The sequence below is a fragment of the Streptomyces speibonae genome (assembly GCF_984686075.1).
In genome coordinates this window covers 6,581,999-6,596,153 of record NZ_OZ480260.1, presented here as the reverse complement: position 1 = coordinate 6,596,153, position 14,155 = coordinate 6,581,999, and the positions used below count along the sequence as shown (strand labels likewise).

Sequence of the window (14,155 nt, the reverse complement as noted above, 5' to 3'; positions counted from 1 at the left end):
CGGCGGCTCAAGCGAGGGCCACCAGGTCCGCGTAGTCGGAGCCCCACAGGTCCTCGATGCCGTCCGGCAGCAGGATGATCCGCTCCGGCTGGAGCGCCTCGACGGCTCCCTCGTCGTGGGTGACCAGGACGACCGCCCCCTGGTACGTGCGCAGGGCGCCGAGGATCTCCTCGCGGCTGGCCGGGTCGAGGTTGTTGGTCGGCTCGTCGAGCAGCAGCACGTTCGCCGACGACACGACGAGCGTCGCGAGCGCGAGACGGGTCTTCTCACCGCCGGACAGGACACCGGCGGGCTTGTCCACGTCGTCGCCGGAGAACAGGAACGAGCCGAGCACCTTGCGGACCTCGACGAGGTCCATGTCGGGCGCGGCGGAACGCATGTTCTCCAGGACCGTGCGGTCGGGGTCGAGGGTCTCGTGTTCCTGGGCGTAGTAGCCGAGCTTGAGTCCGTGTCCGGGGACGACCGCGCCGGTGTCGGGCTGTTCCACCCCGGCCAGCAGCCGCAGCAGGGTCGTCTTGCCGGCGCCGTTGAGACCGAGGATGACGACGCGGGAGCCCTTGTCGATGGCCAGGCTGACGTCGGTGAAGATCTCCAGGGAGCCGTACGACTTCGACAGGCTCTCGGCCGTCAGCGGAGTCTTGCCGCAGGGCGAGGGCTCGGGGAAGCGCAGCTTGGCGACCTTGTCGGACCGGCGGACCTCCTCCAGGCCGGACAGCAGGCGCTCCGCGCGGCGGGCCATGTTCTGCGCGGCGACCGTCTTGGTGGCCTTGGCGCGCATCTTGTCGGCCTGCGCGTTGAGCGCGGCGGCCTTCTTCTCGGCGTTCTGGCGCTCGCGCCGGCGGCGCTTCTCGTCGGCCTCGCGCTGCTGCTGGTAGAGCTTCCAGCCCATGTTGTAGACGTCGATGGCGGCGCGGTTGGCGTCCAGGTGGAACACCTTGTTGACGACCGTCTCGACCAGGTCCACGTCGTGGGAGATGACGATGAAGCCGCCGCGGTAGGTCTTGAGGTAGTCGCGCAGCCAGACGATCGAGTCGGCGTCGAGGTGGTTGGTCGGCTCGTCGAGCAGCAGGGTGTCGGCGTCGGAGAAGAGGATCCGGGCGAGCTCCACGCGGCGCCGCTGACCGCCGGAGAGGGTGTGCAGGGGCTGGCCCAGCACGCGGTCGGGCAGGTTGAGCGCGGCGGCGATCGTGGCGGCCTCGGCCTCGGCGGCGTATCCGCCCTTGGTGAGGAACTCGGTCTCCTGGCGCTCGTACTGCTTGAGCGCCTTCTCCCGGGTGGCGCCCTGGCCGGTGGCGATGCGCTGCTCGTTGTCGCGCATCTTGCGGATCAGCACGTCGAGGCCGCGGGCGGAGAGGATGCGGTCGCGGGCGAGGACGTCGAGGTCGCCGGTGCGGGGGTCCTGGGGAAGGTAGCCGACCTCGCCGGAGCGGGTGACGCTCCCGGCGGCGGGGATGCCCTGGCCGGCGAGGACCTTGGTGAGGGTGGTCTTGCCCGCGCCGTTGCGGCCGACCAGGCCGATGCGGTCGCCCTTGGCGACGCGGAACGTGGCGCTTTCGATGAGGACGCGGGCACCGGCGCGCAGCTCGATGCCGGAGGCGGAGATCACGGACAGACTCCAGGGCGGGTTGGGGTGGCGGTGGGCGGCTGAGGACGTTCCCGCCGTCTAATGCGCGAGGAGAATGGCCATGCGAGCCATTCTAACGGGGCCGTGCAACCGCTTTTTCTCCGTGCGGGTTTTCTCCGTGCGGGCGTCCGGGCCGTTGTCGGTGCCCGGTGCCACACTGGGCGGACAAGGACATTCCGGCACACGTGAGGCACGAGGATGTGGTCACCATGGCAGGCACGGACGGCGGGCGTCCGAGCATCGTCCCCACGCTGCTGTACGCGGACGCGAAGGCGGCGATCCGGCAGCTGACGGAGGCCTTCGGCTTCAGTGAGCTGTCGGTGTACGAGGGCGAGGACGGAGCCGTGATGCACGCCGAACTGGCGCAGGGCAACGGCGTGGTGATGCTGGGCTCCAAGGGCCGCGGCGGGGTCTTCGACACGGCGATGAAGGGCGCGGGCCCGGCCGGGGTGTACGTCGTCGTGGACGACGTGGACGCACACCACCGGCGCGCGGCGGAGCAGGGCGCGGAGATCCTGATGCCCCCGACGGACCAGGACTACGGCTCACGCGACTACATGGCCCGGGACCTCGAGGGCAACGTGTGGGGCTTCGGCACATACGCGCCGGAGGCCGGCGCCTGAACCACCGCCCCGCGCTCCGGCTCAGCCGCCGGTGTGGACCTGGAAGGCGGCCCGGCGGACCGCCTTGGCCAGGGCGGGGTCGGGGTGCGCGGCGGCGAGGGCCACCAGGACCTGCACGGTGCGCGGATGCCCGACGGCCCGCACCTCGGTGAGCAGCGCGGGGACCGTCGGCTGGACCGCGGACTCCAGGTGACGCACCAGCAGCGGGGCCTCGCCGTGGTCGGCGACGGCGGCGGCGGTGTCCACCCAGAGCCAGGTGGCCTCCTCCCGGGTGAGGACCGCGTGGGCGTCCTCGGGGTCGGCGCCGTCGTGCTCGGCCAGCCACAGCAGGGCGTACGGCCGCAGCGTCGGCTCGTCGAGCACGGTGCGGACCTCGGGTTCGGCCGGGGCGCCGACCACGCGCAGCGCCTCGAAGGCCAGGCCGCGCAGCAGGGCGTCCTCGCCCCGGGCGGCGGCGATCAGCTCGCTGACGGCGCCGGCGACGGGCCGGGCGGCGAGCCAGGCGCGGTACTCGGCGCGGGCCGCGTTGGGGCGCAGCTGGGCGCAGCCGCGCAGCATGTCCTCGGCGCCCTGCTCGATGTTCCCGGCGGGGCTCTGCGCCGCGACGCAGATCTGCTCCAGCTTGACCCACACCGCCCAGCTGCCCAGCGGAGTGAGGGTGGCCTGTCCGTCGCCATAGGTGAGGGCGCCGACGGAGGCGAGGGCGCGCAGCGCCCAGTCGAGCAGCGGTTCGAGCGGGGCGTCGGCCGCGGGCCCGGCGAGCGCGGGACGGGGCCGCTGGAGGGTCCCGGGCCCGGCTCCGGGCCGGTCGTCCGCGGGTCCGGGCGCGTCGTCCGCCTGCGGCACGTAGTCGATCTCGCAGCGCTCGGTACGGAGCTCGGTGACGCGCTGCTGGAGGAGGTCGAGGAGCTGCGGCACGGGGACGGAGCCGGCGGACAGCTGGAGGAAGGAGAGCACCTGCGGCATGGCCGTGACGACCTCGGCGACGGCGGCGGGCTCGTACTCCTCGGGCTCGGGGCAGGCGAGCGACCAGGCGTCGCAGAGGGCGACCCAGCCGCGCAGGACGGCGCTGTCGTCGCGGTCCCAGGCGCGCAGCCGCCAGCCGGGGCGGGCCGTGTCGCCGTGCACCTCGATCAGACCGGCCAGGCGTGCGGTGTCCCAGTCGGCACGGACCTGAGCGGTGGTCAGGCCCAGGTCCCGGGCGGCACGTTCGGCGCTCGCGTCGGAGAGGGTGGCCTTGCCGTCGGCGGTGGCGCCGTCCCGGCCGGGGCCGAGGGCGGCGTCGGCCCAGCGGGCGACGCGGGCCGCCGCGGCCAGACAGGAGCGGGCCATTCCGGCCAGCTCCGCGGGCGCGGGAGTGCCCTCCGGGGGGCGTGGCGCGGGGCGGCGCGGGCGCTGCCGGCTGATCGCGGCGGGGGCGGCGGCCAGGGGTCGCGGGCCGACGAGTCGGAGCCTGGAGTCGCGCGGGATACGGGACGTCACGGGTGCAGTCTTGCGGTTGACGGTCCGAAAACCCAAACGGAATGTCGACGAGGCCCCGGGGAGGGCCCGAACCCCGGGCCGGAACCGGTGGCAGCGAGCGAATCAGGCCAGTGGTACGACGCCAAACGGAATCACCGGGAAGGGCCTCACATCAGCGGGGTGAGGAAGCGTCGCAGACCCTCCTCGTACGCCTGAGGGTCGGCGTTCCACATGGCGGCGTGGGGGGCGCCCCTGACGGTGCGCAGGGTGACGAAGTCCGGCTGGGCGGCGGCGAGGTCGCGGGAGAACCGCCAGGGGGCCACGGCGTCGTCGGGTCCGTGGAAGATCTGCGTGGGGACGCTCACGCGGTCCAGGTGGACGGCGCCGGGCCTGCGGTCGCCGTACAGCCCTGTGCGGCCCTGTGCGGCGCGGACGGCCAGCGGCAGCAGCACGCCCGGGGTGTGGTGGGCGGCGGCGAGGGCGCGCAGGGTCGCCTCCCAGCTGAGCACCGGGGAGTCGAGGACGAGGCCGGCGACGCGGTCGCGCAGCTCGGAGCGGGCGGTGGCGCGCAGCGCCATGGTCGCGCCGATGGAGAAGCCGTAGAGGATCACCTGACGGGCGCCGGAGTCCACCGCGTGGCGCAGCACGGCGTCCAGGTCGCGCCACTCGGCCTCCCCGAGATGGTTGAGGCGGTCCGGTGCGCCCGGTGCGCCGGGGTCGCCGCGGTAGGCCGGGAGGAGCACCGGGAAGCGGTGGTGGTGCAGGACCTCCAGGACGTTCAGGGGGTGTTCCCGGGTGGTGCCCAGGCCGTGGACGGCGATCACCCAGGTGTCCCGGGCGCCCGGCACGAACCAGACGGGCAGGGGGCCCAGTTCGCCGGGGACGTCGAGGTCGGTGTGGTCCAGGCCGAGGGCGGTGCCCGGGTCGCCGGTGCATACGGCCGGGGTGAGCCAGGCACGGTCGCCGGGTTCCAGGGTGCCGTGCGTGACGCGCTCCAGCCGGCGCACGACGGTGTCGGCGGGGTTGGAGGTGCCGGACAGCACGGGTCCGACCACCGCGTGGAAGCCGTTGCCGGCGAGACCGTGGCGGCCGGGGCGGAGGGCGGCGAGGTCCCGGGTGAGGGTGACCTGGCCGGCGGCGGTGGCGTGGACGGTGAGTGCGGGCTCGGTGGGCAGGGGGCCGCCGGGCGGGATCCTGAGGGCGGCGTCGCTGGCGAAGCGCCCGGCGGCCACGGCGGCGGCGCCGGCGCCCATCACGGCGGTGACGGCAGCGGCCGTCGCTCTGACAGTGCGCACGGTTTCCAGTGTCACGTCGGGACGGGTACCCGGCCAGTGGGCCGGTTCAGGTGGGGGCCGGGGGGTGTTTTCGCCCCCCGTCGCCCCTTCCCGTCCCGGTCCGGGGGCGCTCCCCCCCCGGCCCCCCGCTCCCCCCGGCCCCCGCTCCCCCGCTCCTCAAGCGCCGGAGGGGCTGCCATGCTGGCCGTAGCCGGTCAGGCGTTCGCTCACCTCCGTCAACTGCTCGCGGGTCAGGAGGTGGGGGGTCAGGCCCGGGACCGAGGACGCCGTCAGCCAGACCCGGCACATCCATTCGAGCTGGGCCGTGCGGTCGTAGGCCTGGCCGAGGGTCGTGCCGTGGGTGACCGTGCCATGGTTCCGCAGCAGGCAGCCGGTGCGGCCGTCGAGGGCGCGGAGCATGTGCTCGGCCAGCCGGTCGGTGCCGTACGTGGCGTAGCGGGCGACCCGGACGGGGCCGCCCAGTGCCGCCGCCATGTAGTGGATCAGCGGCAGCTCGTCGACGAGCGTGGAGACGGCCGTGGCGTGCACGGCGTGCGTGTGCACGACGGCACGCGCGCCGGTCGTGCGGTACACCGCCAGATGCATGGGCAGCTCGCTGGTCGGGAGGAGCGTGCCGATCACCTGCCGGCCGGCCAGGTCGACCCCGGTCACGTCGTCCGGCGTCAGCCGGTCGTACGGTACCCCCGACGGGGTGACCAGGACCGTCTCGCCGACCCGCACGGAGACGTTGCCGGAGGTGCCGACGACGAGTCCGTCGGCGACGCTCCGGCACGCGGTCTCCACCAGCTCCACCCAGGCACGCGCCTCGTCCTCGTCCGCGTGTCTCCGGCCGTTCCGCAGCTGCTCAGTCATGGCGCGATCCTGCCAGTCGGCCCCGGCCATCCGGCGGAGCGGCCACCCCCTCTTACGGTCACCCCGATGCCCGTTCCAGTTCATCTTCCGTTCACCCAGGTTACCTACGTTCGATCAGCCAATGACCTCGAACGATTGCCTGGGTAAATGGAAAGCTTCTCGCTGATCCTCGCGATTGTGGTGGTAACCGCACTCGCGTTCGATTTCACGAACGGTTTCCACGACACCGCGAACGCGATGGCAACAACCATTTCGACCGGTGCGCTCAAGCCCAAGGTCGCGGTGGCCATGTCCGCCGTACTGAACCTTGTCGGCGCATTCCTCTCGGTGGAGGTCGCCAACACGATCTCCAAGGGCCTCGTCGACGAGGCCGGCATCCGTCCCGAGGTCATCTTCGCCGCGTTGGTCGGCGCGATCCTCTGGAACCTCCTGACCTGGCTGGTCGGTCTGCCGTCCAGTTCCTCGCACGCCCTCATGGGCGGTCTGATCGGCGCCACGGTCGCCTCCGCCGGCTTCGGCGGGGTGCACGGCGACGTCCTCGTCACCAAGGTGCTGATCCCCGCGATCGCCGCCCCGCTGGTGGCCGGACTCGCCGCGATGTTCGCCACCCGGCTCACCTACCGCCTGGGCAAGAAGGCCGACGGCAAGGCCGCCGAGAAGGGCTACCGCGCCGGGCAGATCGCCTCCGCCGGCCTGGTCTCCCTGGCCCACGGCACCAACGACGCCCAGAAGACGATGGGCATCATCACCCTCGCCCTGGTGACCGGCGGCACCCTCGCCCCCGACTCCGACCCGCCGCTGTGGGTCATCCTCTCCGCGGGCCTCGCCATCGCCATGGGCACCTACCTCGGCGGCTGGCGCATCATCCGCACCATGGGCAAGGGCCTGACCGACCTCCAGCCGCAGCAGGGCTTCGCCGCCCAGACCAGCGCCGCGACGGTCATCCTGGCCTCCTCGCACCTCGGCTTCTCCCTCTCCACCACGCATTCCGTTTCCGGTTCCGTGATGGGCGCGGGCCTGGGCCGCAAGGGCGGTGTGGTGCGCTGGTCGACCGCCACCCGGATGTTCGTCGCCTGGGGCCTGACGCTGCCGGCGGCGGCCCTGGTCGCCGCGCTCGCCGAGTGGATCTGCGGCTTCGGCGACTGGGGCACCGCCCTCGTGGCCGTCTTCCTGATCGCCTCCAGTGCCGCGATCTGGAAGGTCTCCCGGCGCGAGGTCGTCGACCACACCAACGTCAACGACCACGACGTGCCGGACGCGGAGCCGTCCGGCGTGGTGACGCAGGCCATGGCCGCGGTGACGCCTCCCCCGGCGGGCACCGTGGCCGACGAGATCTCGGTCACGATCCCGGCCCCGGAGTCCGCCGACCCGGCGACCCCGTCGGCCAGGACCACCGTCTGACCGCGACCCGGTACGAAGGAAGTAGAGCACCATGAAAATCGACTGGGCGGCCCTCGGCTCCGTCTTCGGCGTCAGCCTCGTGGTCACGGTGGCCCTGGTGGGCCTGTTCACCCTCGGCATCTCCGGTCTGTCCCACCGCGAGCGGGCCGCCGCACAGGGCCGGCCCGCGGCCCTGGCGGTCACCGGCGCGTACGCCTGCTTCGCGGCGTGCGCGGCGGCGGTGGGGTACGGCATCTACCTGATCATGGCCTGACGGGTCATGGCGGCCTGACCGCACAGCGCGTCCGTCCGGCGGGCGGTGCGGGAGCCGGAGCTCCCGCACCGCCCGCCGGCGTGTGCGCGCCCGTCCCCGGTTCACCCACCGGCGCCCCTCTGTGGGCCTCAGCACACTTCAGCCTCGCAGGTCAACGGCAAGTTGACGGCCCTTCGGGGGCCGTGGTGGACTGCCTCAGCCAATACGGCGGCAGGAGAGGAAGCCGGTGCGAATCCGGCGCGGTCCCGCCACTGTCACCGGGGTGAGCCACCCGGGGAGCCAGGAACTCTCGCCGCCGGTCTCGTCGAACCAGGGCGTGGACACCCTGAGTGAGGACATATCGCCATGCGCGGCTGCCTGTTGAGGTCGACCAGCGACACACCGCCCCGCTCCGGGGCCGCTCCCTCCGGATCCGTCACCGGCTGAACCCATGGGTGCCGACCGCGTGTTCGCGTACGGCGCCGCCGCCGGCCTCCTCGGCGACCTGCTGCTCGGCGATCCCCGCCGCGGGCATCCGGTCGCCGCTTTCGGGCGGGCCGCGGCTGCCGTGGAGCGGGTGCTGTGGCGCGACGACCGGGGCCGCGGGGCCGTGCACACCGCCGTGTGCGTCGGCGGCGCCGTCACGCTCGCGAGCCTCGCCGCCCGCGCCGTACGCCGTAGTCCCGCCGCTTCCGTTGCCCTGACCGGCGTCGCCACCTGGGCCGTCGTCGGCGGCACCTCGCTGGCCCGGGAGGCCCGCGCCATCGGGCGCGCCCTGGAGTCCGGGGACGTCGAGGCGGCCCGCGCCCGGCTGCCCCATCTGTGCGGCCGGGACCCGCAGGCGCTGGATGCCGACGGCATCGCCCGCGCGGTGGTGGAGTCCGTCGCCGAGAACACCTCCGACGCCGTGGTGGGCGCGCTGGTGTGGGGCGCCGTCGCCGGGGTGCCGGGCCTGGTGGGGTTCCGGGCCGTCAACACCCTGGACGCGATGGTGGGTCACAAGTCGCCCCGCCACCGCCGCTACGGCTGGGCCTCCGCCCGCCTCGACGACGTCGCCGGCTGGCCGGGGGCGCGGCTGACCGCCGTACTCGCCGCGCTCGCGGGACCGGACCCGCGCGGGGCCGTACGGGCCTGGCGCGCGGACGCGGCGAAGCATCCGAGCCCCAACGCCGGTCCCGTCGAGGCGTCCTTCGCGGGCGCGCTCGGCGTACGGCTCGGCGGCACTCTCTCCTACGGCGGACGGGTCGAGCACCGGCCGGTCCTGGGCGGCGGCGGACGCGCCGTGAACGTGTCCGACATCGATCGGGCGGTACGGCTCTCGCGGCGGGTCGGCTGGCTCGCGCTCGCCGCCGGCGTCGCCGCGCGGAGCGTCGTGAAGGGACGTGCGTCGTGAGCGGTGGAGGTCTGCTGGTCGCCGGGACCACCTCGGACGCCGGCAAGAGTGTGGTGACCGCCGGGATCTGCCGGTGGCTGGTGCGGCAGGGCGTGAAGGTCGCCCCGTTCAAGGCGCAGAACATGTCGCTGAACTCGTTCGTGACCCGGGAGGGCGCCGAGATCGGACGGGCGCAGGCCATGCAGGCCCAGGCCTGCCGCCTCGAGCCGACCGCGCTGATGAACCCGGTGCTGCTCAAGCCGGGCGGCGAACGGTCCAGCCAGGTGGTGCTGCTGGGCCGGCCCGTCGGCGAGATGAGCGCCCGCGGATACCACGGCGGACGCCAGCAGCGGCTGCTGGGCACGGTCCTTGACTGTCTGGAGCGGTTGCGGGGCACGTATGACGCGGTGATCTGTGAGGGTGCCGGCAGCCCGGCCGAGATCAATCTGCGGCGCACCGACATCGTGAACATGGGGATCGCCCGGGGCGCCGGACTGCCGGTCCTCGTGGTCGGCGACATCGACCGGGGCGGTGTCTTCGCGTCGTTCTTCGGCACGGTGGCGCTGCTCTCGCCCGAGGACCAGCGGCTGGTCGCCGGGTTCCTGGTCAACAAGTTCCGCGGCGACGTCTCGCTGCTGGAACCCGGCCTGGACATGCTGCACGGTCTGACCGGGCGGCGGACGTACGGCGTGCTGCCCTTCCGGCACGGCCTCGGCATCGACGAGGAGGACGGGATGGGGGTCCCCCCGCTCGAGCGAAGCCGAGAGTGGGGGAGGGTGTCGCTGCGCGGCGCCGTACGGGAGTCCGCGGTCGCCGCGCCGGCCGGCGAGGACGTGCTGCGGGTCGCCGTGTGCGCGGTGCCGCTGATGTCCAACTTCACGGACGTGGACGCGCTCGCCGCCGAACCGGGCGTCGTGGTGCGGTTCGTGGACCGGCCCGAGGAACTGGCCGACGCCGACCTCGCGGTGGTGCCCGGAACGCGCGGTACCGTGCGGGCGCTCGAGTGGCTGCGGGAGCGCGGACTGGCGGACGCGCTGCGGCGGCGGGCGGCCGAGGGGCGCCCCGTGCTGGGGATCTGCGGGGGCTTCCAGATCCTCGGGGAACAGATCGAGGACCACGTGGAGAGCCGGCAGGGGCGCGTCGACGGGCTCGGCGTGCTGCCCGTACGGGTGCGTTTCGCCGACGGCAAGACGCTCGCCCGGCCCGTGGGGGAAGCCCTCGGGGAGCCCGTCGAGGGCTACGAGATCCATCACGGGGTCGCCGAAGTACTGGGAGGGGAACCCTTCCTGGACGGCTGCCGGGCCGGGCAGACCTGGGGCACCCACTGGCACGGCTCGCTGGAGTCGGACGGCTTCCGGCGGGCCTTCCTGCGCGAGGTGGCGCGGGCCTCGGGACGCCGCTTCGTACCGGCCCCCGGCACCTCGTTCGCCGCGCTGCGCGAGGAGCAGCTCGACCGGCTCGGCGACCTGATCGAACAGCACGCGGACACGGACGCGCTGTGGCGGCTCATCGAGTCCGGCGCGCCGCAAGGACTGCCCTTCATTCCACCGGGAGCGCCCGCATGAGCACTGTGTTGTTGTTGTCGACCGCCGACACGGACCTCCTGGCGGCCCGTGCCTCCGGCGCCTCCTACCGGATCGGCAACCCGACCCGCGTGGACGTGGCCGACGAGCTGCCCGCGCTGCTCGACGGCGCGGACCTCGCCGTCGTACGGCTGCTCGGCGGCAAGCGGGCCTGGGAGGACGGACTCGCCGCGCTGAAGGCGTCCGGGATCCCGGCGGTGCTGCTCGGCGGGGAGGCCGTACCCGACGCGGAACTCATGGCCGAGTCGACCGTGCCCGCAGGGGTGGTCGCCGAAGCGCTGCGCTACCTCGTCGAGGGCGGCCCCGGCAACCTGACCGAACTGGCCCGGTTCTTGTCGGACACCGTGCTGCTGACCGGCGAGGGGTTCGAACAGCCGCGCCCGATGCCGGAGTTCGGGCTGCACGGGGAGCGGGCCCCGGTCGAGGGCCGCCCCACCGTCGGCGTGCTCTTCTACCGGGCGCACGAACTGAGCGGCAACACCGCCTTCGTGGACACGCTGTGCGACGCGATCGAGGCACGGGGCGCCAACGCCCTTCCCGTGTACTGCGGTTCACTGCGCGGCGCCGACCCGGGGCTGTACGAGCTGCTGGCGCGGGCCGACGCGCTGGTCGCCACCGTGCTCGCGGCCGGCGGCACGCACGCCTCGCAGGCGTCGGCGGGCGGTGACGAGGAGGCGTGGGACATCGGGGCGCTCGCCGATCTGAACGTGCCGGTGCTGCAAGGGCTCTGCCTGACCTCGTCGCGCGCCGCGTGGGAGGAGTCCGACGCGGCCCTGTCCCCCATGGACGCGGCGATGCAGGTCGCCATCCCGGAGTTCGACGGCCGCCTCGTCACGGTCCCGTTCTCCTTCAAGGAGCAGGGCCCCGACGACGTCCCGGTGTACGTCGCCGACCCGGAGCGGGCCGCGCGGGTGGCCGGGATCGCCGTACGCCACGCGGCGCTCCGGCACAAGCCGAACGCCGAGAAGAAACTGGCGCTGGTCTTCACCGCCTACCCGACGAAGCACTCGCGGGTCGGCAACGCGGTGGGGCTGGACACCCCGGCCTCGGCGGTGCGGGTGCTGGACGCGCTGCGGGAGGCGGGCTACGGGGTCACCGACCACCCTTCCGAGGGCGACGAGCTGATCCACCGGCTCATCGAGGCGGGCGGGCACGACGTGGAGTGGCTGACGGAGGACCAGTTGGCGGCGGCGCCCGCACGCGTTCCGCCGGCTGACTACCGCGCCTGGTTCGAGAAGCTGGACCCGGAGCTTCGGGAGGGGATGCGTCAGGCGTGGGGCGAGCCGCCGGGGTCGCTGTACGTCGACGGAGACGACATCGTCCTCGCCTCGCTCCGGTTCGGGAACGTCGTGGTGATGATCCAGCCGCCGCGCGGCTTCGGCGAGAACCCGATCGCGATCTACCACGACCCGGACATGCCGCCGTCGCACCACTACCTGGCGGCCTACCGCTGGCTGGAGAACAGTTTCGGCGCCGACGCCGTCGTGCACATGGGCAAGCACGGCACGATGGAGTGGCTGCCGGGCAAGGGGCTGGGCCTGAGCGCCGGGTGCGCGCCGGACGCGGTCCTCGGCGACCTGCCGCTGGTCTATCCGTTCATCGTGAACGACCCCGGTGAGGGGACACAGGCGAAACGGCGCGGGCACGCCACGGTCGTCGATCACCTGGTGCCGCCGATGGCGCGGGCCGACACCTACGGCGATCTCGCCAAGCTGGAGCAGCTGCTCGACGAGTACGCGCTGGTCTGCGACCTGGACCCGGCGAAGGCACCGGCGGTACGGGCGCAGATCTGGACGCTGGTGAAGGCGGCCGAGCTCCACCACGACCTGCACGTGGACGACCAGCCGGACGACGACGCGTTCGACGAGTTCGTCATGCACATCGACGGCTATCTGTGCGAGATCAAGGATGTGCAGATCAGGGACGGTCTGCACATTCTCGGCGGCGGCCCGGTCGGCGAGCCGCGCGTGAACCTCGTCCTGGCGGTGCTGCGCGCCTCGCAGGTGTGGGGCGGGCAGGCGAACGCCCTGCCGGGGCTGCGGGCCGCGCTGGCCGCGCACTTCGGGCTGGTGGAGAAGGAACTGCTGACCGAGCCGGGCGCTCCGGTGAAGGTGCCGGTGGAGCTGACGGACCTGGTGGACGGCCCGGCGCGGTCGGCCGCCGACGCGATCGACCTGCTGGAGCAGTTGTGCCGGCGGATCGCGGAGGGGATGGAGGAGCGCGGCTGGGCGACCGGCGAGAGTGCTGCTCTGGTACGGGAAGTGCTGGGCGTGGAGCTTCCCGACGCGGTGGCCGTGCTGCGGTTCGCGTGCGAGGAGGTCGTGCCCCGGCTGGAGAGGACGACGGACGAGATCGGGCACATCCTGCGGGCGCTGGACGGCGGTTACGTCCCGGCGGGACCGTCGGGGTCGCCCACGCGCGGTCTGGTCAATGTGCTGCCGACCGGCCGGAACTTCTACTCCGTCGACCCCAAGGCGATTCCGTCGCGGCTGAGCTGGGAGGTGGGGCAGTCGCTGGCGGACTCGCTGGTGCAGCGGTATGTGCAGGACACCGGCGCGTATCCGAAGTCCGTGGGCCTGACGGTGTGGGGTACGTCCGCGATGCGCACCCAGGGCGACGACATCGCCGAGATCCTGGCGCTGCTGGGGTGCCGCCCGGTGTGGGACGACGCGTCGCGCCGGGTGACGGGCTTCGAGGTGGTGCCGGTGGAGGAACTGGGCCGGCCGCGCATCGACGTCACCGTCCGCATCTCCGGCTTCTTCCGGGACGCCTTCCCGCACGTCGTGGGGCTGATCGACGACGCGGTACGGGCGGTGGCGGAGCTGGACGAACCGGCCGAGTCCAACTACGTACGCGCGCATGTGGAGGAGGACACCGCCGAGCACGGCGACCGGCGGCGGGCCACGGCGCGCATCTTCGGCTCGAAGCCGGGCGCGTACGGGGCGGGGCTGCTGCCGCTGATCGACGCCCGCAACTGGCGCTCCGACGCGGACCTCGCCGAGGTGTACGCGGTGTGGGGCGGCTACGCCTACGGGCGCGGGCTCGGCGGGCGGGCGGCGCGCGGGGACATGGAGACGGCGTTCAAGCGGATCGCCGTGGCGGCGAAGAACGTCGACACGCGCGAGCATGACATCGCGGATGCGGACGACTATTTCCAGTACCACGGCGGCATGGTCGCGATGGTGCGGCACCTGACGGGCGCGAGCCCGGAGGCGTACGTGGGCGACTCGGCGACTCCGGAGCAGGTGAAGACCCGCACGCTGGGCGAGGAGACGCACCGGGTCTTCCGGGCCCGGGTGGTCAACCCGCGCTGGATGAGCGCGATGCGGCGGCACGGCTACAAGGGCGCCTTCGAGATGGCGGCCACCGTTGACTACCTCTTCGGCTACGACGCCACCGCGGGCGTGGTTGACGACTGGATGTACGAAAAATTGGCGTCCGAGTACGTGTTCTCGCCGGAGAACCAGGAGTTCATGCGGAAGTCCAACCCCTGGGCGCTGCGGGGCATCACGGAACGCCTGCTCGAGGCGGCGGACCGTGGCCTCTGGGCGGAGCCGGACCAGGAGACCCTGGACCGGCTCCGGGCGACCTACCTCGAACTTGAGGGAGATCTGGAGGGAGACGCGTGATCTCACCTGAAATCCCCGCGGATGCGGGGAGCACTTGTCCTCGTCGAGCCCCGGGGCGTCGAACGGCGGACCATCCCCGCGAA

At 73.2% G+C, this 14,155-nt stretch carries 10 protein-coding genes and 1 riboswitch; of the genes, 6 read left to right on the top strand and 4 right to left on the bottom strand.

Annotated elements, in window-relative coordinates:
• Window positions 1-7 precede the first annotated feature (7 nt).
• A complete protein-coding gene (locus AC5L3C_RS29640) occupies window positions 8-1,606 on the bottom strand; it encodes an ABC-F family ATP-binding cassette domain-containing protein (protein ID WP_493652020.1) in 1,599 nt (532 codons plus the stop codon).
• Window positions 1,607-1,833: 227 nt separating this feature from the next.
• Here AC5L3C_RS29640 and AC5L3C_RS29635 point away from each other — a divergent pair, with 227 nt between their 5' ends.
• Window positions 1,834-2,247 (top strand): VOC family protein, encoded by a 414-nt coding sequence (locus AC5L3C_RS29635; RefSeq protein WP_493652018.1) that lies wholly within the window; start codon window positions 1,834-1,836, stop codon window positions 2,245-2,247.
• Between the two features lie 21 nt (window positions 2,248-2,268).
• Here AC5L3C_RS29635 and AC5L3C_RS29630 read toward each other — a convergent pair whose 3' ends face one another.
• The 3 genes from AC5L3C_RS29630 to AC5L3C_RS29620 all read right to left on the bottom strand — a co-directional run bounded on the left by AC5L3C_RS29630 (window position 2,269) and on the right by AC5L3C_RS29620 (window position 5,855).
• Window positions 2,269-3,729, bottom strand: coding sequence for a hypothetical protein (locus AC5L3C_RS29630; protein WP_493652016.1), 1,461 nt, complete (start codon window positions 3,727-3,729; stop codon window positions 2,269-2,271).
• A gap of 146 nt (window positions 3,730-3,875) precedes the next feature.
• Window positions 3,876-5,003, bottom strand: coding sequence for an alpha/beta hydrolase (locus AC5L3C_RS29625; RefSeq protein WP_493652014.1), 1,128 nt, complete (start codon window positions 5,001-5,003; stop codon window positions 3,876-3,878).
• Between the two features lie 156 nt (window positions 5,004-5,159).
• Window positions 5,160-5,855 carry a class II aldolase/adducin family protein gene (locus tag AC5L3C_RS29620; RefSeq protein WP_493652012.1) on the bottom strand — a complete coding sequence of 232 codons (696 nt, stop codon included), beginning with the start codon at window positions 5,853-5,855 and terminating at the stop codon, window positions 5,160-5,162.
• A 147-nt stretch (window positions 5,856-6,002) separates the two neighbouring features.
• Between AC5L3C_RS29620 and AC5L3C_RS29615 the strand changes: the two genes are divergently transcribed.
• The 5 genes from AC5L3C_RS29615 (at window position 6,003) to cobN (ending at window position 14,072) form a co-directional block, all read left to right on the top strand.
• Window positions 6,003-7,256 (top strand): inorganic phosphate transporter, encoded by a 1,254-nt coding sequence (locus tag AC5L3C_RS29615; RefSeq protein WP_493652010.1) that lies wholly within the window; start codon window positions 6,003-6,005, stop codon window positions 7,254-7,256.
• Window positions 7,257-7,287: 31 nt separating this feature from the next.
• Window positions 7,288-7,509: a hypothetical protein gene (locus AC5L3C_RS29610; protein ID WP_493652008.1), complete on the top strand. Its 222-nt coding sequence runs from the start codon at window positions 7,288-7,290 to the stop codon at window positions 7,507-7,509.
• A gap of 191 nt (window positions 7,510-7,700) precedes the next feature.
• A riboswitch (cobalamin riboswitch) is annotated at window positions 7,701-7,820 on the top strand.
• Window positions 7,821-7,939: 119 nt separating this feature from the next.
• Window positions 7,940-8,881 carry a cobalamin biosynthesis protein gene (locus tag AC5L3C_RS29605; RefSeq protein ID WP_493652006.1) on the top strand — a complete coding sequence of 314 codons (942 nt, stop codon included), beginning with the start codon at window positions 7,940-7,942 and terminating at the stop codon, window positions 8,879-8,881.
• A complete protein-coding gene (locus tag AC5L3C_RS29600) occupies window positions 8,878-10,425 on the top strand; it encodes a cobyric acid synthase (RefSeq protein WP_493652005.1) in 1,548 nt (515 codons plus the stop codon). Before AC5L3C_RS29605 ends, AC5L3C_RS29600 begins: the two co-directional genes overlap by 4 nt.
• On the top strand, window positions 10,422-14,072 hold the full coding sequence (gene cobN, locus AC5L3C_RS29595; protein WP_493652003.1) for a cobaltochelatase subunit CobN: 3,651 nt from the start codon (window positions 10,422-10,424) through the stop codon (window positions 14,070-14,072). The genes AC5L3C_RS29600 and cobN overlap by 4 nt, the downstream gene beginning before the upstream one ends.
• Window positions 14,073-14,155 lie beyond the last annotated feature (83 nt).

Excerpts from the sequence above, each read along its gene's own strand:
- AC5L3C_RS29635 (WP_493652018.1), top strand. The coding sequence starts at position 1,834 with ATGGCAGGCACGGACGGCGGGCGTCCGAGCATCGTCCCCACGCTGCTG.
- AC5L3C_RS29620 (WP_493652012.1), bottom strand. The coding sequence starts at position 5,855 with ATGACTGAGCAGCTGCGGAACGGCCGGAGACACGCGGACGAGGACGAG.
- AC5L3C_RS29615 (WP_493652010.1), top strand. The coding sequence starts at position 6,003 with ATGGAAAGCTTCTCGCTGATCCTCGCGATTGTGGTGGTAACCGCACTC.
- AC5L3C_RS29610 (WP_493652008.1), top strand. The coding sequence starts at position 7,288 with ATGAAAATCGACTGGGCGGCCCTCGGCTCCGTCTTCGGCGTCAGCCTC.
- AC5L3C_RS29605 (WP_493652006.1), top strand. The coding sequence starts at position 7,940 with ATGGGTGCCGACCGCGTGTTCGCGTACGGCGCCGCCGCCGGCCTCCTC.
- cobN (WP_493652003.1), top strand. The coding sequence starts at position 10,422 with ATGAGCACTGTGTTGTTGTTGTCGACCGCCGACACGGACCTCCTGGCG.